Here is a 20,469-nt window from a genome sequence, read left to right as displayed (position 1 = left end):
GATGAGCTTCACCCAGCTTCGGGCTGCCGCTGCGCTGCTGGCGACCGCCTGCATCGCGATGCCGGCCGCCGGCGCCCCTGCCGCCGCACCGTCGGCACCGAACCAGATCGTCGTGACCGGCAGCGTGCCCGACGAGGCCACCCGTGCCTCCATCGTGGGCCGCCTGCGCGACCTGTACGGTGCCCAGCGGGTGGTCGACCAGCTCAGCGTCGAGCCGGTGGTGGCCCCGCCCAACTGGGGCACGCTGGTGCCCAAGCTCCTGACGCCGTCGCTCGGCCAGGTGAGCCGCGGCCAGCTCAGCGTGCGCGGCCAGGACGTCGAGCTGCGCGGCGAGGTCGCCCAGGAAGCGCAGCGACAGCAGATCGCGGCCGATGCCGCTGCCGCGCTGAACCCGACCTATACCGTGACCAACCTGCTGCGCGTGTCGGCGGCCGAGCAGAACCTGCTCGACGCCGCACTGGCCAACCGCATCGTCGAATTCGAGCCGGGCAGCTCGGTGCTGCGCCCGCAGGGCGTGGCCATCCTCGACGAGATGGCGGCGGTGCTGACCAAGGTGCAGGGCAAGAAGGTCGAGATCATCGGCCACACCGATGCCCAAGGCTCGCGTGCCGCCAACCTGGCCCTGTCGCAGGCGCGGGCCGACACGGTGCGCAACTACCTCGTCACACGCAAGGGCGTGAACCCAGGCGTGCTGTCATCGTCGGGCGCGGGGCCCGACCGGCCGGTCGCTGCCAACGACACGCCGGAAGGGCGCGCGCGCAACCGGCGCATCGAGTTCCGCGTGGGGCAGTAGTGGCCGGGCAACCAGGCGCGATGGCGCGGCCTACTGAATGCTGATCTTCGGGTGGTGCAAGTGCGCAGCGTACGGGCTGGTCACCTTGATCACCACATCGGGCCGCAGCGGCGCCGGCCAGATCAGGAGCTCGTAGACATGCGTCGGCTCGGTGTCAGGTCGGTCGTCACGGAAGTCGAGGGCCGAATAGCGCAGGCGGTAAGTGCCCCTCGGGATATGGATCGCAGGTCCCTGGGGGGCGCCGTCGTGGACCAGGAACATGTCCTGGTCAATCTCCGCTTCCATCGGTGACTCCACCACCTCCGTCCAGCGGTCATCAAGGGGCGGACGTCGGGCAGCCATGGCAACAGTCAGGTGGACCTTGCCAGTGTGCCGGCCGAACCGGAGAGCGATCACCCGAGGTATGGCCGAACCGCACAGGCCGTTGTCCTGGCCGGAAAATGCCAGCTCTTCCAGGTCGGCGCCCGGCACGCAGATCTCAATGCCGTGGAACCACGAAAGGACCTGCTGCGAAAGGAGGATCTTCATCCGTCGCTACGACTGAGGATCACCGAGGCCCAGCAGCTCTTCCAGCTGCGCCAGCGAGGTCTGGTCCTTGACCACCTGCCGCAGCCACTCGTGCAGCGGCAGCTCGCCCCAACGCGCCGCCTTGTCGGCCAGGTAGGCCACCGGGCTGTGCGGCTCGGTGCGGCGGAAGAAGTCCGAGACCTGGCGCAACTGCGCCAACGCCTGATCCCGCGTGGTCGGCACGCCGGCAGCGGCCGGCGCGGCCTGGCTTGCGGGGGTGGCGGCAGGGTCGCCTTCGCCGGCCGCGGCAGTCGGCGTGGCCGCAGCCGAGCCTTCCACCGCGCCGGTTTCGCGCGCCAGGCGTTCGAGGTCGTGCAGCGCGCCGGCCAGGGCCTCGCGTGCCGACACGAAGCTCGGCCCGTCGGCGCCGAGGTGGCCGTCGACCGACGCCTGCAGGCTGCCGAGCGCCGCCACCGCGTCGTGCAGTGCGGCGAGCTGCTCGCGCAGCCAGGGGCGCGGCGTTTCCTTCTGGATGCGTGCCACGTCGGCCAGCGCCAGCTTGCCGCGCGACAGCGACTCGGCCGCATCCGGCTGCCTTTCGATGGCCAGCTGCAGCGAGCGGGCTTCGGCCATGTCGGTGAGGCTCGCGGTGCGCTGCGCATTGCGCAGCACCGGCAGCTGGCGCGCCAGCGTGGTCACGCGGTTGAGCAGCCAGGCGAGCGTGCCGATGCGTTGCTCCAGGTCACCATCGTCGGCTTGCGGGTGCAGCGGCTCCCAGTGCCGCTCGCACAGGCCGGCGCAGAGCGCCAGGCCGCGGGCGAGGCCGGCATAGCCGCGGGTGAGCGCGTCGGCTTCGGTCAGCCAGTTGACCACCCGCAGGTCCTTGGTGCGCTCGCGCAGCAGCTGTTCGCACAGCCGGGCCACGGCGGGCCAGTCGGCCTGCTTCAGGCTGGTGACCCACTCGCCCTGGTCGAGCGTCGGGTCGTCCTGCCGGCGCAATTCGGCGATCTGGTCGAACTCGGTTGAAAACGACAGGTCCTCGCCGCACGCGGCATCGCCCGGCAAGGCATCGAGCAGCGTCGTATCGCTCATTGGGACACCCACGTTGGCACAGGAGATCTCATGGCAGGGTGATGGTCACGTTGGCCACCTTGGGCGGCATCTTGATCACGTCCTGGTAGGCCGCGAGGTCTTGCTGCGTGCCGCGCGACAGGTGCCAGTTCAGGCCGATGAAGGCCCCCACCGCGAGCAGCCCGAACACCGAGGCGATGGCCCACAGCGGCACCTCGTGGCGCAGCGTGTGGGCAATGCGGTCGGGCGCGGCCCAGCGGGGCGACAGCTCGGCGTGGCGGCCGCGCCATTGCGCGATCTCGTCACCCAGCCGGGCGGTGAGGTAGTTGAGCTTCTCGATGCCTTCGATCAGGTACTTGCCCTTGAAGCCGAGCAGCAGGCACATGTGGAAGACCTCCAGCACCTGCAGGCGGGCCGCGCCCTGGCGGCGCAGGTCTTCCAGGCGGGCAAAGAAGTTCTCGCCGGCGAGCTGCTCGCCGAAGAACTGCAGCTGCAGCGGCTGGCGCTCCCACGCGTCGCGCACGCTGAACTGGGACTGCAGCACGACTTCGTCGACCAGCGCGCAGAAGGCGTACTTCGACAGGTACACGTCTTCGCTGGCCGCGCCGAGCTTGCTGCTGCCGCGCTCGAACTCGACGAGGAACTCCCGCACCTTCTCGCGAAAGCCCTCGGCTTCTGCCGGCGCCTGCTGGTTGCGCAGCAGGAACAGCATGTAGAAGCCGTCGTACATGAGGTCGAGCAGGCAGCTCGCCTCGAGGGCGGCATGTGCCCGCTGCGGCGCCGGCATCGCCGGCACGGTGTTGCCGAACAGCGAAGGCGGCTGGGTGGGGAGGCCGGCGTTGGGATTGACGTTCATGGCAACGCGCAAGAGGTCAGGGGTTGACGGCCAGCAGCTCGAGCTTCAGGTCGCCGATGCTGCCGGGCGTGTAGAGCGTGATCGCCTGGGCCGCGAGCATGCGCTCGTAGAGCTGGCCCCGCGGCTCGATGAGGAAGTAGTAGGTGCCCGGCCGCACCGGAATGGCAGGCGGCACCTGCGGCTGGTGCACGAGGCGCACGCCCGGCATCGCCGAGAGCACCAGCTTGTCGACGTCGTCTGGGGCGCCGAGCTTGAAGCGCAGCGGCACCATGTCGACCAGCTCGGCCGGCGGCACGCTGCCGCTCACGCCCACGTACAGCGAGGTGTTGCCGTCGATCTGCTGGCTGTCCAGGCGCCCCTGGTGGTAGGCCGGCTTGATCTCGTTGAGCGCGATCGCGAAGTAGCGGGTGGAGATCACCGTCTCGAGCAGGTCGCGCACGATGTCGTCGAGCTTGGTGAAGGCGGCCGTGGGCGCTGCATGGTCGTAGGCCGGCAGGTCGGCGAGCCGGTAGCTCTTCGAGAAGGTGAGCAGCGCGCCGGCCAGCGACAGCAGCGACTGGTACAGCCGCTCGGGGTGCAGCCCGGGGTGGCGGAAGTAGTGCGACAGCTCGGCGAAGGCGCCGCTGGCCGTGTGCAGCAGCCAGAACGACGCCACGTCGCCGGAGCGGAATTCGATGATGTTCTTGCTGGGCTCGCGGTGAAAGCCGTACAACGCCTCCACCTTGGCCTCCAGGGCGTCGAGCAGCCGCCGAAGCCGCAGCGACAGGGCCGGCGATGCCTGGATCGACAGGCAGGGCGGCACGAACCGGCCGTCGAGCTCGAAGCCGCCGGTGGAGGTGCGGCGCAACCGCAGCACCGGCACGCTCACCAGGTGGTCGCGCGGCTGGTGGTCGGCCAGCAGCCGCACCGACTTGCGCAGCACGGTCACTTCGGAGTCGACGGCGCCGGTGAAGAGGTCGGGAGCGTTCTGCTGGTGCTGCACGTAGCGCACCGCGGTGTCGGCCTCCTCGAGCGAGGCGGCGAAGTTGCTGCCCGACGTGCGCAGCGGCGCAAGCGCCAGGTGCAGCACGACTTCCGAGCTCACGTCCGGCAGCGACGACAGCGCCAGGGGAGGCGGCAGTTCGTCCTCGCCGGGGGCCTGCAGGATCTCGCCGTCAGGGAACACCACGTGCGCCTCGAGCAGCCGCACCATGCCGGACTGCAGAGCGTCGGTGTCCAGCTTGAGCGACTGCACGCCCCAGGCATACGGGTGCAGCGCCCGTGCGGTGCGCGCGAGGCGCCACTCGTGGTAGGCGTCCTGCCGCTGGAAGTGCTGCGGGCGCAGGAACAGGCCCTCGCCCCAAAGAAGTTTCTGTGTCGGGATCACGACTGCATCCTGGAAACTGACGGACCTACGCGCACACGCCCGGGCCGAGCCGGGCCAGCGCGGGATCGAGGTAGAGCGGCTCGCCCGCCAGCACGCTCAGCGAGCAGGCATGTGCGCCCATCGCAAGGCCGCTGAACTCGAGCTTGCTGGCGGCAAACACATAGCGCCAGCGCTGCGGCGCGGGCGAATGGAACAGCGCGACGACGCCGACATAGCCGACGTCGCGCGACATCTTCTCGCGCAGGTTGATCTGCTGGCCGGGCACGAGCTGGATGTCGCGCACCTCGACGATGTCGTCGCCCAGCAGCTCCTTTTCTTTGGCGCTGTTGCCGAAGGCGGCATAGGGCGCCTTCCAGAAGGCATCGGGCGACTTGAGCTTGTACAGGCGCGCCACCAGCGACAGCGAACGGCCCTGGCCGTCGATGTTGAGCGCCGGGCTCGCATGCAGCTTGAACGACACGAAGCGCGGTACCTGCGACAGCTCGAGCTTCGAGGGGTCGAGCTTGGAGACGTCGGCGTCGGCGAGCGGATTCTTCGGGGGCTCGGGGGCCTTGAGCCCGGTGGCTTCGAGCGCCTTGCTGACCATTTCGGACGGCGTCGGCAAGCTGGCGCAGGCGGCCAGCACGAAGCAGATCGGCAACACGGCAATGCTGCGCACAACACTGCGGCCCCATGCGCGAAACGACAGCGCACAACCGCTCGCTAGCATCTCCCTCGGCACCGGAGATCCCCCTGTTGAGTTTGTTTGCAAGGCTCGAAAAAGCTCCGCGAGTGTAGGGGCCTCGGTGTGGGCGAGTGCCCCCCGATCGAGGGTGCCTACCACACGAAAGGTAAGCAGTTGAAACGATCCCCTAACGTGGGGGGGACAGTCGCTAGGCTGCTCGGGTTTAATCCAACCCCGCTGGCGCTCCGAGGCTTGGCGCCGGTGATGAACAAAGTAGTAGCAGGGAGGTTCCCAACATGACGCAGCGCGTACGTTTCGCGCAACTGGGTGTGCTGTCTTGCGTGATGGCGTTGTTGGTGGGGTGCAGCTCCGCGCCCAAGGCACCGACCCCCGAACCCGAACTCGGTGCAATGCTCGAGGAGTCTCGGGCAGCGCAACAGGCCGGCGACACCGCCAAGGCCTTGTCTGTTCTCCACGCCGCCACCCGCGCACACCCCTCGGCCACTGCGCCGTGGTCCCGCATGGCGCAGATCCACTTCGACGGCGGCAACTACGGCGCTGCCATCGTCGCCGCACAGGAAGTCCTGCAACGCGACACCAAGGACGCCACCGCCAACAGCCTCATCGCCGTGAGCGGCCTGCGTGCTTCGGCCATGGCCCTGCAGCAGCTGCGCCAGGGCGACGCGGTGAGCGGCACCACGCGCACCGAGGCCGAAGGCCTGGCCCGCAAGATCCGCGAGTCGCTCGGTGAAACCGTGCTCGTGCCGGCGCCGGCCGTGATCGAGGCGACCGCGCCCGGTCCCAAGCCCGCGGCGTCCCGCCGCTCGGCCGCCACGCCGCCCAAGCGCGCAGCCGATGCACCCGCCACCCCCGCCGCCGCCGCTGCGCCGGCGGCTCCCGCTCCCGCCAAGAAGGAAGCGAGCGCGGCGCCGCGCAACCCGTTCGGCGCCCTGCAGTAACCCAACAGCTCCGCCAAAGGACTCACCATGGCCAAGAAAGACAGTGTGCAAAAGCGTCTCGAGAAGGTGCGCCCGCCGCGCGTGCAGCTCACCTACGACGTCGAGATCGGCGACGCGATCGAACAGAAGGAGCTGCCCTTCGTGATGGGGGTGGTCGGCGACTTCACCGGCCAGCAGGACCCGAACAATCCGCTGCCCAAGCTCAAGGAGCGCAAGTTCGTCAACGTCGACCTCGACAACTTCGACGAGGTGATGGAAGGCATGGCGCCCAAGGCCTCGTACCGCGTGAAGAACAAGCTCAGCCCCGAGGGCGGCGAGTTCGCGGTGAACCTCGAGTTCAAGGAAATCGACGACTTCCGCCCCGAGGCGGTGGTGCAGCAGGTCGAGCCGCTGCGCAAGCTGTTGGAAGCGCGCACCAAGCTTTCCGACCTGCGCAACAAGCTGGCCGGCAACGAAAAGCTCGAGGACATCCTGGCCGATGTGCTGACCAACACCGAGAAGCTCCAGAAGCTGGGTGCCGAAGCCAAGCCCGAGGAGAACTGACATGAGCGCCCAACCGCAAGCCCTGGCTGAAGCCGCCTCCACCGCCACTGCCACCACGACCAGCCTGCTCGACGACATCGTCGCGCAGAGCAAGGTCGCCAAGACGCAGACCGAACACAGCCGCGCGAAGGACATCATCGCCGAGCTCGTGCGCGAGGTGATGCAGGGCACCGTGGTGGTGTCCGACAACCTCTCGGCCACGCTCGATGCCCGAGTGGCCGAGCTTGATCGCCTCATCTCCGAGCAGCTCAGCGAGGTGATGCATGCGGCCGAGTTCCAGAAGCTCGAAGGCACCTGGCGCGGCCTGCACTACCTGTGCAAGCACACCAGCACCGGCGAGCAGATGAAGATCAAGGTGCTCAACACCACCAAGAAGGAGCTGATCCGCGACTTCAAGACCGCGATCGACTTCGACCAGAGCGCCCTGTTCAAGAAGGTCTACGAGGAGGAGTTCGGCACCTTCGGCGGCTCGCCCTTCGGCGCGCTCATCGGCGACTTCGACATCACCCGCCAGCCCGAGGACATGTACTTCGTCGAGCAGATGGCGCATGTGGCCGCGGCCTCGCACGCGCCCTTCATCTCGGCGGCATCGCCCGAGCTGCTGGGTCTCGAGTCGTTCACCGAACTCGGCAAGCCGCGCGACCTGTCCAAGGTGTTCGATACCGTCGAATACGCCAAGTGGAAGTCCTTCCGCGAGTCCGAGGACTCCCGCTACGTGGCGCTCACCCTGCCGCGCTTCCTGGGCCGCCTGCCCTACAACCCCAAGGACGGGACCACGACCGAAGGCTTCAACTTCGTCGAGGAAGTGGACGGCAGCGACCATTCGAAGTACCTGTGGGTCAACACCGCCTATGCCTTCGGCGCTCGGCTGACCTCGGCGTTCGAGAGCTACGGCTGGTGCGCGGCGATCCGCGGCGTCGAAGGCGGTGGCCTGGTCGAGGACCTGCCCACCCACACCTTCAAGACCGACGATGGCGAGGTGGCGCTCAAGTGCCCGACCGAGATCTCCATCACCGACCGCCGCGAGAAGGAGCTCTCCGACCTGGGCTTCATCCCGCTGGTGCATTGCAAGAACACCGACTACGCAGCCTTCTTCGGCGCCCAGTCGACGCAGAAGCCCAAGAAGTACGACCTCGATTCCGCCAACGCCAACGCGGCGCTGGCGGCCCAGCTGCAGTACATGTTCTCGGTGTGCCGCATCGCGCACTACCTCAAGGCCATGATGCGCGACAAGATCGGCAGCTTCGCCTCGGCCGACAACGTCGAGGTGTTCCTGAACAACTGGATCCACCAGTACGTGACGACCGACGACGCCGCCACGCAGGACGTCAAGGCCCAGTACCCGTTGCGCGAAGCGCGGGTCGAGGTGTCGGAAGTGCCGGGCCGCCCGGGCCACTACCGCGCCGTGTCGTTCATTCGTCCGCACTTCCAGCTGGACGAATTGACCGTGTCCCTGCGGCTGGTTGCGGAGCTCCCGCAGTCGGCCAAGGGATGATCCTGTAGAGAAGTACCCTGCTCAGAGAGGAAAAACCAATGAAAGACATCTACGTTGACTTCAAGTCCGGCGACATCAAGGGTGACAGCCGCGACACCTCGCACGCCGACACCGTTGAGGTGACCTCGTTCTCGCACCAGATTCGTCAGCCGAAGTCGGCAACGTCGTCCACCTCCGGCGGCCACACCGCGGAGCGCGTGGAGCACGGCGAACTGATCTTCACCAAGGACATCGACAGCGCCACCCCGTCGCTGCTGGTGGCCTGCTCGTCGGGCACCGTGGTGAAGGACGTCGAGATCCACTTCTACCGCGCCTATGGCGGCAACACCGCCGCCGGCAGCCAGACGCGCAAGAAGTACCTGCAGATCAAGCTGAAGAACGCCATCGTGTCGTCGGTCTCCAACGTCGTCAGCGGCGAAGGCGTGCCGAGCGAAACCTTCAGCCTCAAGTACTCCGCCATCGAGTGGACGTACGACGAGATCAAGATCGACGGCAGCAACGGCAAGAAGCTCACCAAGCAGTGGAGCCTCGAGAAGAACGCTCCGGTGTTCTCCTGATCGTCCCGCGCTAGCTCAGGAAGGGCGGGCCTGGCTCGCCCTTCTTTTTGGCGCATTGCAGTCCGCGCACAAGCACCAGCGTCAGAGATGCACCGCTTCATTCCCTCGCTGCTCGACCGCCTGATCGACCATCCGCCGCGCGCCGGCGGCTCGGCCGTGAAGCCCACCTTGTCGATCGACGAGCTGAAGGCCAGCGTCGCCCGCGACGTGGAAAGCCTGCTCAACAGCCGGCGGGGCACGCTCGCACGAGACCTCAAGGGCTTCCCGCTGTCGCAGCGTTCGCTGCTGGCCTTCGGCCTCGACGACTTCGTGTCGATGTCGATGGTGAGCTCGGTCGACCGCGACGCCATCTGCCGCTCGCTCGAAGGTGCCATCGCGCGCCATGAGCCGCGCCTGGCGCAGGTGCGGGTGAGCATCGAGAACGACCCGGGCGCCACCGACCGGCTGCGCTTTGCGATCCATGCGCTTCTGCAGGCGCACCCGTTGCAGGAGCCGGTGAGTTTTGACGCCGTGCTGCACACGATGACGCAGCAATACGACGTGCGCAGCGGTCGCCCGCAGGCGGAGGGTGCACGCCGTGGATGAACTGCTGCCGCACTATGAGCGCGAGCTTGCCTTCCTGCGTGCCCACGCCGGCAGCTTCGCGCGCCAGTACCCCAAGATCGCCGGCCGACTGATGCTGTCCGGCGACGTCGGCGAGGACCCGCACGTCGAACGGATGATCGAGGCGTTTGCGCTGCTCACCTCGCGCATCCACAAGCGGCTCGACGACGACTTTCCGCTGTTCACCGAGACGTTTCTCGACGTCCTGTATCCGCACTACCTGCGGCCGTTTCCATCGTGCTCGATCGCGCGCTTCGACCTCGGCAGCGGCGCCTCGCAGATGAGCAAGGCGGCAGTCGTGCCGCGCGGCACCATGCTCGTGTCCAAGGCCATCAAGGGCGTGACGTGCAAGTTCCGCACCGCCTACGACGTGCCGCTGTTGCCGCTGCGGCTCGCGTCGGCCGCTTTCCGCGGCTCGGTGTCGGCACCCGACGGCACGCCGCTGCCCAAGGGCTCCACCTCGGTGCTGTCGCTGCAACTCGAGCTCACTTCGGCACAGGTCAGCTGGGCTGCCATCGGCGCCGCATCGCTGCGCTTCTACATCGACGGCGAAGGCTCGCAGGTCAGCACCCTTCGCGAGGCGCTGACCTCGCGCGTGACGGGCGTGCTGGTGCAGTCGGCCGCGACCGGCCCGTGGCGCAGCGGCGGCCCTGCGCTGCCGGTCAGCGTCGGCTTTGCCGAAGACGAGGCGCTCATCGATTTCAGCGCCCGTTCGCATCCGGCCTACCGCTTGCTCACCGAGTACTTCGCCTTCGCCGAGAAGTTCAACTTCATCGACATCCCGCTGCCGCAGGCGGTGCTGCAGGCCGGCGCCGCGCCGGTGACGCTGCACCTGGTGATGGGCGGCATCCGCGCCGACTCCGACGAAGCGCGCCTGCTCGAAACCGTGGGACGCGACAACCTGCTGCTGGGTTGCACGCCGGTGGTCAACCTGTTCCGCCAGAACGCCGACCCGATCCGGGTGACGCACCAGAGCGCGAGCTACCCACTGCTGCCCGACGCGCGCCGTGCCTTCGCCTACGAGGTCTATTCGATCGACAAGGTGTTCCGGGTGCGCCAGAGCGCGCAGGGCGAAAGCATCGACGAGTTCCGCCCGTTCTATTCGCTGCGCCACGACGACCTGTCGGGCGAAGAGGGCGAGGAGTCCGCGCGCTACTGGTATGCGCACCGCGACGAAACCGTGGCCGAGCACAGCCCGGGGTTCGAATACGAACTCGCCATCGTCGATGCCGACTTCAACCCGGCCTCGCCCCAGACCGACACGCTGTCGATCGAGGTCACCGCCACCAACCGCGACCTGCCGGCCATGCTGAGCTTCGGCAACGCAGGCGGCGACCTGTTCCTCGAAGGCGGCAGCGTCGCGCGCGAGATCATGCTGCTGCGCCGGCCCACCCAGCCGCATCGCTTCGAGCGCGGCCGAGGTGCGTTGTGGCGCCTCATCTCGCACCTGTCGCTCAACCACCTGTCGCTGTCGGCCGGCGGCGTCGACGCCGTCCGCGAGATGCTGCGGCTGTACGACCTGCCGCGCAGCGCAGTCACGCGCCGGCAGATCGAGGCCCTGGTCGCCATCGACTTCAAGCCGGCCACCGCATGGCTGCCGGGCCAGCCCTTCCCGACCTTCGTGCGCGGCACCGAGGTGCGCCTTACGCTCGACGAGCAGGGGTTTGTCGGCACCGGCCTGCGCCTGTTCGTGCAGGTGCTCGACCACTTCTTCGGCTTGTACGTGCACGCCAACAGCTTCACGCAGCTCGCCGTGGTGTCGGCTCGCACGCAGGAAGAGATCATCCGATGCCCACGCCGCAGCGGCGACAGCCCCTTGCTGTGATCGAGCGGCTGTTCGAGCAGCCGCACCGCTTCCAGTTTTTCCAGGCCGTGCAGGTGCTGGAGCAGTGGTTCGCCCACGAGGAAGGGCTCAACCGCTCTGCGGTGCTGTCGCTCAAGCTGCAGTTCCGCAATTCGCTGTCGCTCGCCTTTCCGGCAAGCGAAATCGCCGAGCTCGACACCGTGCCGCCCGAGCGGCCCGAGGTCGACCTCGAACTGCCGGCCGAGGCGGCGCAGCCATCGGCACCATCGGCCGGCCCGCGCTCCAGGGACATCGGCCAGGTGCGCATCACGCCGGCCTTCATGGGCCTGCTGGGCGCGGGCGGGGCGCTGCCCAACTTCTACACCGAGCTGTTCGCTCAGCGCGAGGTGCTGCACCGCGACCGCGCGGCACGCGCCTTCCTCGACATCTTCCAGCACCGGGCGCTGGTGCTGTTCTACGAGGCATGGCGCAAGCACCGCCTGGCGGTGCAGTACCAGGCCGACCGCCACAACCGCTTCACGCCGCTGGTGCTGTCGCTGGCCGGGCTGGGCCAGCGCTCGCTGCGCCAGCGCCTGGCGGCCGACGGCGGCGTGCAGGACGAATCGCTCGCCTTCTTTGCCGGCACGCTGCAGCGCCGGCCGGTGTCGCCGGTGCAGCTGCAGCGCATGGTGGCCGAATACTTCCGCGTCCCGGTGCGGGTGGAGCAGTTCGTGGGGCGCTGGTTCGACCTGCCCGCCGAAGGCGCTTCGCTGCTGGGGCAGCAGAACGGCGTGCTGGGCCAAAGCGCGGTGATGGGCCAGCGCATCTGGCAGCGCGACCTGCGGCTGCGCCTGTCCATCGGGCCGCTCAAGCGCGCCGACTACGAACGCTTCCTGCCCGGCGGCCGGGCGGCGCGCTCGCTTTCGCAGCTGCTCCAGCTCGTGAGCGGCACGACGCTCGAATACGAAGTGCGCCTGGTGCTGCGCGCGGCCGACGTGCAGGGCGTGTCGCTCGACGGCGGCGCGGCGCTCGGCCTCAACACCTTCCTGCACGGCGGCGCCAGCAATGACGACCGCAACGACGCTTCCTACGAAATCCTCGCGGCCGCGTAGCGGCTGCGGGCCAGAACATCGCTGTCATCACCTTCTTCGCAGTCCATGTCCACCAACCTGAAAACGCTGATCTCCAAGCTCAACGACACCACCCGCCGCGCAGCCGAGCGCGCTGCCAGCCTGTGCATGGCCCGCGGCCATTACGAGGTGGACCTGGAGCACCTGTTCCTCGCGCTGCTGGAGCAGCCGGCCAGCGATTTCAGCCTGCTGTGCCGCCACAGCGGCATCTCGCACACCGAGCTGCAGCGCGACCTCGAACAGGAGATCGGCCGCTTCAAGGCAGGCAACACCCGCACGCCGGTGTTCAGCGCCCACCTGCCGGTGCTGCTGGAGCACGGCTGGCTCATCGCCTCGCTCGAGTCGCACAACGTGCGCATCCGCAGCGCCCACCTGCTGCTGGCGCTGCTGACCGAACCCTCGCTCAGCCAGCTGGCCTATCGCGGCTCCAAGCTCTTCGCGCGCTTCAAGCTCGACGACCTGAAGCACCAGCTCGACAAGCTGACCCGCGGCTCCGAGGAAGCTCAGCAGGTGCTGCGCGAGGCCGACGCGCCGGCACCCACCGGCGACGACGAGGCCGACGGCACGCAGGCGGCCGCCCCCGGCAAGACGCCCGCGCTCGACCAGTACACCACCAACCTCACGCAGCGCGCGAAGGACGGCAAGGTCGACCCGGTGATCGGCCGCGATGCCGAGATCCGCCAGGTGATCGACATCCTGATGCGCCGGCGCCAGAACAACCCCATCCTCACCGGCGAGGCCGGCGTGGGCAAGACGGCCGTGGTCGAAGGGCTCGCATTGCGCATCGCGCAGGGCGACGTGCCGCCGCCGCTGCAGGGCGTGGCGCTGCACGTGCTCGACATGGGCCTGCTGCAGGCGGGTGCCAGCGTGAAGGGCGAATTCGAGAACCGCCTGAAGAACGTGATCGACGAGGTGAAGAAGAGCCCGCACCCGATCATCCTGTTCATCGACGAGGCGCACACCATGATCGGCGCGGGCGGGCAGGCCGGCCAGAACGATGCGGCCAACCTGCTCAAGCCGGCGCTCGCCCGCGGCGAACTGCGCACCGTGGCCGCCACCACCTGGGGCGAATACAAGAAGTACTTCGAGAAGGACGCCGCGCTGGCGCGGCGCTTCCAGGTGGTGAAGGTCGAGGAGCCCAGCGAGGAGCTCGCCTGCGCCATGCTGCGCGGCATGCGCCCCCTGATGGAGAAGCACTTCAACGTGCGCATCTTCGACGAGGCCATCACCGAGGCGGTGCGCCTGTCGGCTCGCTACATCAGCGGCCGGCAGCTGCCCGACAAGGCCATCAGCGTGCTTGACACCGCCTGCGCCAAGGTGGCGCTGGGCCAGAGCGCGACGCCGGCCCCCATCGAGGAGGCGCGGCGCAAGCTGGAGCGCCTGGCGGCCGAGGAAGAGGCGCTCAAGCGCGAACGCGCGGCCGGAGCCGACCACGGCACGAGGCTGGCCGAGCTGGCCACGAGCCGCACCATCACCCAGGCCGAGCTGGCCGCATGCGAGGCGCGCTGGGAGCAGGAGAAGGCGCTGGTGCAGCAGATCAGCGAGCTGCGCAGCCGTGTCGAGGCGCAGCCGGCCGGCGAGGTGCCGGAGCTCGTCACCGAAGGCGCGGCCGAGCCGGCCAAGGGCCCCGCTGCCGCCAAGGGGCGCAAGAAGGACGCCGCGGCGCCCGCCATGAGCCCGCAGCGCGCGGCCCTGGCGGAAAAGCTCGCCGAGCTGGCCGCGCTGCAGGGCGAGGTACCGCTGGTGCCGATGCAGGTGGACGGCACCGTGGCCGCCGGCATCGTGGCCGCCTGGACCGGCATTCCGCTGGGCAAGATGGTCAAGGACGAGATCAAGGCGGTGCTGCAGCTCAAGCCCTCGCTCGAGGCGCGGGTGGTCGGCCAGCCGTTTGCCATCGAGGCGGTGGCGCAGCGGGTGCGCACCGCCCGCGCCAGCCTCGAAGACCCGAACAAGCCCAAGGGCGTGTTCCTGTTCGTGGGCCCGTCGGGCGTGGGCAAGACCGAGACCGCGCTGGCGCTGGCCGACGTGCTGTACGGCGGCGAGCGCAACCTCATCACCATCAACATGAGCGAGTACCAGGAGGCCCACACGGTGAGCGGCCTGAAGGGCTCGCCTCCGGGCTACGTGGGGTATGGCGAAGGCGGCGTGCTCACCGAAGCCGTGCGCCGCAAGCCCTACAGCGTGGTGCTGCTCGACGAGGTGGAAAAGGCCCACCCCGACGTGCTGGAGATGTTCTTCCAGGTCTTCGACAAGGGCGTGATGGACGACGCCGAAGGCCGCGAGATCGACTTCCGCAACACCGTCATCATCCTCACCAGCAACGTCGGCTCCGGCGCGCTGATGCAGGCCTGCCTCAACAAGCCGGCCGAGGAGCTGCCCGATGCGGACACGCTGGCCGAGATGCTGCGGCCGCAGCTGTACAAGGCCTTCAAGCCGGCCTTCATCGGCCGCATGAAGGTGGTGCCGTTCTACCCGCTCAACGACGACGTGCTCGAACGCATCATCCGCATGAAGCTCGACCGCATCGCCGCGCGGGTGCTGGCCAACCACGGCGCGCAGTTCCAGTACGACGACCTGCTCGTCGAAACCGTGCTGGCGCGCTGCACCGAGGTCGATACCGGCGCGCGCAACGTCGACCACATCCTGAACGGCACGCTGCTGCCCGAGGTGGCCGAGCATGTGCTCGCCCGCCTGGCCGAAGGCGCCGCGCTCCAGAAGGTGAAGGTGAGCGCGGGCAAGGACGGGCAGTTCCGCTACAAGGTGGCTTGACGGCCGGCCCGCCGCGCAGCCCAAGCCACCAGGGAGAACAAGCATGAGCGACCAGAACGATTCGAAAACCGCGCAGCAGCGACTCGCCGACGCCGTGCTGGAGAACAGCGCATCGGCCCACTGGCCGGCGGCCGCGGGGCAGCTCAAGGCGCTGGGCAGCGCGGCGGACTCCTGGTCCGCGCTGGCCATCCAGATGCTGCTGGCGCCCGCGCCGCAGGCGGCGGTGAGCGCCCAGCGGCTGCTGCAGCTGATGCAGTCGTCGCGCTGGAGCGTGGAGCCGGCCGAACCTGCGCCCGGCAGCGGCGAGCTGCTGCTGCCCGTGCTCGCGGCCGGCCAGCGCCACTGCCTCGTGTTGCGCCGCGACCCGCTGCAGCTGCAGCGCGTGCTCCTGCTGGCGGCGGCGTCTCCCTTGCTTGCAGGGATCCAGCATGAAGCTTGACGTCGCGCTCCTGGCCAGCCTGTTCGGCGGCCCCGTGCAGCACGAGCGGCTGCTGCGCCTGCATACGCCGCTGGGTCCCAACGTGCTGCTGGCCGAGACGCTCGACGGCGTTGAAGCGGTGGCGCCCGCCACCGGCCATGCCGGCTTCCGGCTGGAAATCACCGCGCTCTCCACCAGCACCCACCATGAGCTGAAGCAGCTCATCGGCCAACCGGTGCTGCTGGAGCTGCTGACCGGCGCAAGCAGAACCTCGCTACGCCCCTGGCACGGCCACGTCACCCAATTCAGCCTGCTGGGCAGCGACGGCGGCCTGGCGCGCTACCGGCTCGTGGTCGAGCCATGGCTCGCGCTGCTGGCCCACCGCACCGACAGCCGCAGCTTCCAGGGCCTGACGGTGCCCGAGGTGCTGGAGGCGGTGTTCGGCCGCTACCAGTCCCATGGCCGCCTGGCGGCGCAGTGGCGCTTCGAGCTGGCCGATGCGGCGGTGTACCCGCAGCGCAGCCTCGTCACGCAGTACCAGGAAAGCGACCTCGCGTTCGTGTCGCGCCTGCTGGCCGAAGAGGGCCTGTTCGCCTGGTTCGAGCACCAGGGCGACGCGGCCAGCGAGGGCCTGGGAGCGCACACCCTGGTGATCGCCGACCACAACGGTGCCGTGAAGCCGGCCCCGCAGGCCCGCGTGCGCTTTGCGCAAAGCGGCGCCAGCTTCAAGGAAGACACGCTCACCCGCTGGGGCGCCACCGCGCAGGTGACCACCGCGGCCATCGAACTGCAGAGCTGGGACTACCGGCGCAACGCCCTGCGCCCGGTGCGCGCCGAGGGCGCGTCTGCAGCCGGCCTGCCGCCGCTGGTGCGCCGCGACCTGCCCGGCGTGTACGTCTACGAAAGCCGTGAGCAGGGCGAACGCATCGCACTGCGCCAGCAGCAGACGCTCGACGCGGCAGCTCGCCTGTGCGAGGCCCGCGGCGGCTTCCGCATGGCCGCGCCCGCCACCACCTTCGAGTTGGCCGAGCATGCGAGCGCCGGCGGCCGCTACACGGTGATGGCGGTGCACCACCGGGCCCGCAACAACCTCGCGGCCGACGCGCAGGCCGGCATCGCCCGGCTGCTGGGCCTGGTGGCGCAGGCTGGAGAAGACGCGCCGCTGTACGAATGCGACCTGGTGGCATTGCCGGCCGAGCTGCCGGTGCGCGCCCTGGGGCTCGATGCGCAAGGCGCAGCCCACGTGCACGAGCTCACCACGCTGCTGCCGCGCCCGGCGGTGCATGGCACGCAGACGGCCATCGTGGTGAGCGACGGCGCTCCGATCCACACCGACCGCGACCACCGCATCAAGGTGCAGTTCCACTGGCAGCGCGGCGGCCAGGCCAGCCATCGCCTGGCCGACGAAGGCGGCGACGACAACGCCCCCGCCAGCGACCGCTCGGGCACCTGGGTGCGCGTGGCCACGCCGCTGGCCGGCGCCAACTGGGGCAGCGTGTTCACGCCGCGCGCCGGTCAGGAAGTGGTGGTCGAGTTCATCGACGGCGACATCGACCGCCCGGTGGTGGTGGGCAGCGTCTACAACGGCGTGGGGCAGGCCAATGCCCAGGGCAACCAGGTCACCGGCGGGCAGGCCGGCAGCACAGGCAACGCGCCGGCATGGTTCCCCGGCGACGCCAGGAGCGGCGCGCTGCAGGGCCACCAGCACAGCGCCGTGCAGGTGGGCTTCAAGACGCAGGAGCTCAGCGCCAGCGCCAGCGGCATGGGCGGCGCGAACCAGCTGGTCTTCGACGCAAGCCCGGGCGAGGCGCGGGTGCTGCTGGCCACCAGCACCGCGACCAGCCGGCTGCAGCTGGGCCACCTGCTGTACCAGCGTGACAACCAGCGGCTGCAGCACCAGGGCCATGGCGCGGAGCTGTTCACCAGCGCCTGTGGCGCATTGCGCGCCGGCAGCGGCTTGCTGATCAGCACCCACGGCCGTCAGGCCAGCACGGCCTCGGCCCACCAGCTCGACACCCGCGAAACCCAGGCCCAGCTCGACGCCAGCCGCGAGCTGCAATTGGCGCTGGCCAAGGCGGCGCAGCAGCACCAGGCCAAGATCGGCAGCGAGCCGGAGCCGGACAAGCTGCCGGTGGCAGAGGCGATGGCCGGCATGCAGGAGGTGCTGCAGGCGGTGGACACGCTCGCGCTGGCCACGGCTGGCGCAGCGCTCGCAACGTCGGCGGCCGAAGGCGCCGAAGCGCCGGAGGAAGCGCCGTCCTTCGACGAACAGATCCAGTTCCTCAATGCCAAGGGAACGCCGCTGGCCAACGTGGCCTACGAGCTGAAGCTCGCCGACGGCAGCGTGGAGACGGGGCAGACCGACGCCCAGGGCCTGACGCAGCGGGTCGTGACTGCCCAGGCCCAGCCCATCGTCGAAGCGAAGCTGAGCCCCAGGCCGCTGGAGTCCTGCTGCACCGCGCATGCGCAGCAGGCGGGCGCCACGGCCGCCGCCGCGCTGGTGGTGCCCATCAGCGGCGTGACCACCAACCCGCAGAACCTGGGGGCGTCGGTGGTGCAGGTGCAAACGCCCAAGGGCAAGTCCCGGCCCATGACACCCGGCGAGATCGCCATGGCGAAGGTGATCTTCAAGGACTCGATCGACTATTCGCAGGTGAAGGTCCACAACGGCGAATACCTGTGGTTCGGTCTGCAGCCGGACAACACGGCGATGACGCCGAACGGGGAGATGTACTTCAACCCGGACTACTTCAAGGAAGACTTCTCGGTGTCCGAGAACGACGGCGACAAACACTGGTTCATCCACGAGATGGTGCACGTGTGGCAGTACCAGCTCGACTACCCGGTGAAGCTTCGCGGAGCCATCCGGATTGGTCTTTCATACAAGTACACGCTCGAGGAAGGCAAGTCACTGAGCGACTACAACATGGAGGCGCAGGGCGAGATCGTCGCTGACTACTTTGCTGTGAAGGTCCTGGGCAACCCGGCGCCGATGTCGCAGCGGCGATATGCCGACTCGTTGAGCCTCTATGAGGACGGCGTCTTGAAGACGTTTCTGGCCAACCCGGCAGATCGGTCTTCGCTGCCGGGCGGCTAGTGATCGGGAGTTGACATGGGAAGGACCTCTTCAATCCTGCCGGTGCTGATGCTGGTGATTGCCAGCGGTTGTGCTGCCCGCTCCGGGATGGGTACTGCAGTGGTGAGCCAAGCGGGTGAGGTGCCGTGTTTCGGTGTTGAAAGCACGGTAGCAACGCGACACGGAAATCCGGAACTACAAGCCATTTCGGTGACGGATCAGAAAGGCAACGCTGTGTGGCGATTCATATTCGCCCCATCTGCACCAGGTATCCCGCTCGCCGTGGGGCAGTGCATCCAGTACGGCGCCAAGCTGCCGGAGATGCGTGTCTACGTCGAGCCTCGGCAACTGGAGGCGGGCGCGCTGTACACGGTCATGGTCAACGCTTCGGTGGACGATCCGAAAGAAGCCATTCACCTGTATAGCGCCCGGTTCTGTGTGGTTCGCCAGCCGGGGGCGGCAGTACAGGTGCATCAGATCGAGAGCAAAGAGGGCAAGCCGCAGGCGGCAGTGTGTGGTGTTCAGCAGCCTCCTGCCGCGAGTGGAGGGCAATGAGCCTGACTCACAGCCCAATAGCCGGTGCCGTCCTGTGTGGATGTGTGGTCGCGGCGCTGATGACCGCCTGCTCCCGCATGGGCCGCGTTGTCGTCGAGGACCACGATGGGCAGCCCTGCTTCGGCATTGAGAACACGGTGGCAACTCGCATGGGCGATCCAGAACTTTGGGGGCTTCACATCGAGACACAGGGCGATCGCGGATATGAAACCGTCTGGTCGTTCACCATGGCGAAGCCTGTTCCATTCCCGCCGGGCCGGTGTCTGCGCTATGGACAAGCGCCTGCGGAGGCAAGAATGGACAGTGCGCCGCCACCCCTCCAGGTGGGGCGGCTTTACTCCGTCGGGCTGGGCGCGCGCGTGAAAGATCCGAGCGACCAGACGTTGGCCTACACCGCCGAGTTCTGCGTGATTCGAAGTGCCGCAGGCGCGCCGCGCGTCCACGAAGTGCGCTGGGACGAGAAGGCCGGCATCTGGGACCGCGCCGCCTGCGCAACGCCCTCTGCAGGGAGCCACTCATGAGTGAATCGAAGAAGACCATCCCCGCCACCCCCAACGTCACCGGCGAATTCGGCATCGGCGGCGGTGGCGGCACCATCCCCGTCTTTGCGAAGCCCGACCTCGTGCTGGCAGGCGCGGGCGGCATCGGTGCCTACACGCCGGCCAGCGCCCTGGCCAGCGCCGGCCAGACGCTGAGCCTGGTGGCCGGGCAGGATGCCAACCTCAACACGCAGCGAAACCAGGCCGTGGCGGTGAAGGACGGCATTGCCCTGTTCACCTACGGCAAGGCGCAGGACAGCCAGCACACCGTGCAGGACGTGGGCATGAAGCTGCATGCCGCCAGCGGCAAGGTGAGCGCGCAGGCGCAAAGCGCGAAGGCGCAGCTCAACGCCGACAAGGCAGTGACGATCGCCAGCACGAGCGCCGGCATCACCATCAGCGCGCCCAACAGCATCCTGCTCACCGGCGGTGGCACCTACCTCAAGATCGAGGGCGGCAACATCGAGCTGGGCACCAGCGGAGCCGCGAGCTTCAAGGCGGCGATGAAGGAGCTGGCGGGCGGGGCGAGTGCTTCGGCACCCTCTTTGAGCTTTGCTGCGGCAGCTTCCTTTCCCAAGCACTACTTGCGTTTCGTGGCAAGAGATGCGGCCGGGGATCCCTTGGCCAACAAGCCGTATGTGCTGCTGATGCCGGACGGCACCACCCGAGCCGGGGTCACCGACGGTTCGGGAGCGACCGAGCAAGTGGTCACCGACGGACCCAAGAGCGTGAACGTGTACGTCGAGGACGCCGACCACGAAGGCTTCTACGTGACTCAGCAGTAG

Annotated in this window: 19 protein-coding genes; 14 read left to right on the top strand and 5 right to left on the bottom strand. The window is 68.6% G+C overall.

Annotation, left to right across the window (positions count from 1 at the left end):
• Nucleotide 1 precedes the first annotated feature (1 nt).
• On the top strand, nt 2-793 hold the full coding sequence (locus E8D38_RS21700) for an OmpA family protein (protein WP_140635511.1): 792 nt from the start codon (nt 2-4) through the stop codon (nt 791-793).
• A gap of 30 nt (nt 794-823) precedes the next feature.
• On the opposite strand, the gene E8D38_RS21695 is transcribed toward E8D38_RS21700, so the two are convergent.
• From E8D38_RS21695 to tssJ, 5 genes are read right to left on the bottom strand one after another with little or no spacing between them, the layout of a single operon-like run.
• Nucleotides 824-1,321: a hypothetical protein gene (locus tag E8D38_RS21695; RefSeq protein WP_140635509.1), complete on the bottom strand. Its 498-nt coding sequence runs from the start codon at nt 1,319-1,321 to the stop codon at nt 824-826.
• 6 nt (nt 1,322-1,327) lie between these two features.
• Nucleotides 1,328-2,392 (bottom strand): type VI secretion system protein TssA, encoded by a 1,065-nt coding sequence (tssA, locus tag E8D38_RS21690; RefSeq protein ID WP_140635507.1) that lies wholly within the window; start codon nt 2,390-2,392, stop codon nt 1,328-1,330.
• A gap of 28 nt (nt 2,393-2,420) precedes the next feature.
• Nucleotides 2,421-3,227, bottom strand: a complete 807-nt coding sequence (gene icmH / locus E8D38_RS21685) for a type IVB secretion system protein IcmH/DotU (RefSeq protein ID WP_140635505.1) — start codon at nt 3,225-3,227, stop codon at nt 2,421-2,423.
• A 16-nt stretch (nt 3,228-3,243) separates the two neighbouring features.
• Nucleotides 3,244-4,593: a type VI secretion system baseplate subunit TssK gene (gene tssK / locus E8D38_RS21680; RefSeq protein WP_140635503.1), complete on the bottom strand. Its 1,350-nt coding sequence runs from the start codon at nt 4,591-4,593 to the stop codon at nt 3,244-3,246.
• A gap of 25 nt (nt 4,594-4,618) precedes the next feature.
• Nucleotides 4,619-5,233 carry a type VI secretion system lipoprotein TssJ gene (tssJ, locus tag E8D38_RS21675; protein WP_181179326.1) on the bottom strand — a complete coding sequence of 205 codons (615 nt, stop codon included), beginning with the start codon at nt 5,231-5,233 and terminating at the stop codon, nt 4,619-4,621.
• A gap of 320 nt (nt 5,234-5,553) precedes the next feature.
• Here tssJ and E8D38_RS21670 point away from each other — a divergent pair, with 320 nt between their 5' ends.
• The 13 genes from E8D38_RS21670 to E8D38_RS21610 all read left to right on the top strand — a co-directional run bounded on the left by E8D38_RS21670 (nt 5,554) and on the right by E8D38_RS21610 (nt 20,469).
• Nucleotides 5,554-6,216 (top strand): tetratricopeptide repeat protein, encoded by a 663-nt coding sequence (locus E8D38_RS21670; RefSeq protein ID WP_140635499.1) that lies wholly within the window; start codon nt 5,554-5,556, stop codon nt 6,214-6,216.
• Nucleotides 6,217-6,243: 27 nt separating this feature from the next.
• Complete coding sequence (gene tssB / locus E8D38_RS21665; protein WP_140635497.1) at nt 6,244-6,759, top strand: type VI secretion system contractile sheath small subunit; 516 nt, start codon at nt 6,244-6,246, stop codon at nt 6,757-6,759.
• A gap of 1 nt (nt 6,760) precedes the next feature.
• Nucleotides 6,761-8,254, top strand: a complete 1,494-nt coding sequence (tssC, locus tag E8D38_RS21660) for a type VI secretion system contractile sheath large subunit (RefSeq protein WP_140635495.1) — start codon at nt 6,761-6,763, stop codon at nt 8,252-8,254.
• Nucleotides 8,255-8,292: 38 nt separating this feature from the next.
• Nucleotides 8,293-8,811: an Hcp family type VI secretion system effector gene (locus tag E8D38_RS21655; RefSeq protein WP_140635493.1), complete on the top strand. Its 519-nt coding sequence runs from the start codon at nt 8,293-8,295 to the stop codon at nt 8,809-8,811.
• 87 nt (nt 8,812-8,898) lie between these two features.
• The gene (gene tssE, locus E8D38_RS21650) at nt 8,899-9,396 is read left to right on the top strand and encodes a type VI secretion system baseplate subunit TssE (protein WP_140635491.1); all 498 of its coding nucleotides are present in this window, start codon (nt 8,899-8,901) and stop codon (nt 9,394-9,396) included.
• The gene (gene tssF / locus E8D38_RS21645) at nt 9,389-11,239 is read left to right on the top strand and encodes a type VI secretion system baseplate subunit TssF (protein ID WP_140635489.1); all 1,851 of its coding nucleotides are present in this window, start codon (nt 9,389-9,391) and stop codon (nt 11,237-11,239) included. The genes tssE and tssF overlap by 8 nt, the downstream gene beginning before the upstream one ends.
• Nucleotides 11,203-12,309 carry a type VI secretion system baseplate subunit TssG gene (gene tssG / locus E8D38_RS21640; protein ID WP_140635487.1) on the top strand — a complete coding sequence of 369 codons (1,107 nt, stop codon included), beginning with the start codon at nt 11,203-11,205 and terminating at the stop codon, nt 12,307-12,309. Before tssF ends, tssG begins: the two co-directional genes overlap by 37 nt.
• A 45-nt stretch (nt 12,310-12,354) precedes the next feature.
• Nucleotides 12,355-15,096 (top strand): type VI secretion system ATPase TssH, encoded by a 2,742-nt coding sequence (gene tssH, locus E8D38_RS21635; RefSeq protein WP_140635485.1) that lies wholly within the window; start codon nt 12,355-12,357, stop codon nt 15,094-15,096.
• A 43-nt stretch (nt 15,097-15,139) separates the two neighbouring features.
• Entirely contained in the window at nt 15,140-15,535 is a 396-nt protein-coding gene (locus E8D38_RS21630) for a hypothetical protein (RefSeq protein ID WP_140635482.1), read from the top strand.
• Nucleotides 15,525-18,611, top strand: a complete 3,087-nt coding sequence (locus E8D38_RS21625; RefSeq protein ID WP_140635480.1) for a type VI secretion system Vgr family protein — start codon at nt 15,525-15,527, stop codon at nt 18,609-18,611. Before E8D38_RS21630 ends, E8D38_RS21625 begins: the two co-directional genes overlap by 11 nt.
• A 15-nt stretch (nt 18,612-18,626) precedes the next feature.
• The gene (locus tag E8D38_RS21620; protein WP_140635478.1) at nt 18,627-19,145 is read left to right on the top strand and encodes a hypothetical protein; all 519 of its coding nucleotides are present in this window, start codon (nt 18,627-18,629) and stop codon (nt 19,143-19,145) included.
• A complete protein-coding gene (locus tag E8D38_RS21615) occupies nt 19,142-19,666 on the top strand; it encodes a hypothetical protein (RefSeq protein ID WP_140635476.1) in 525 nt (174 codons plus the stop codon). Before E8D38_RS21620 ends, E8D38_RS21615 begins: the two co-directional genes overlap by 4 nt.
• Entirely contained in the window at nt 19,663-20,469 is an 807-nt protein-coding gene (locus tag E8D38_RS21610; protein WP_140635474.1) for a DUF2345 domain-containing protein, read from the top strand. Before E8D38_RS21615 ends, E8D38_RS21610 begins: the two co-directional genes overlap by 4 nt.

The sequence above is a fragment of the Methylibium rhizosphaerae genome (genome assembly GCF_006386545.1).
Taxonomy (GTDB): Bacteria; Pseudomonadota; Gammaproteobacteria; order Burkholderiales; family Burkholderiaceae_C; genus Pseudorivibacter; species Pseudorivibacter rhizosphaerae.
Note: the sequence above shows the minus strand (reverse complement) of the source record. Positions and strands in the feature narration are given on the sequence as shown.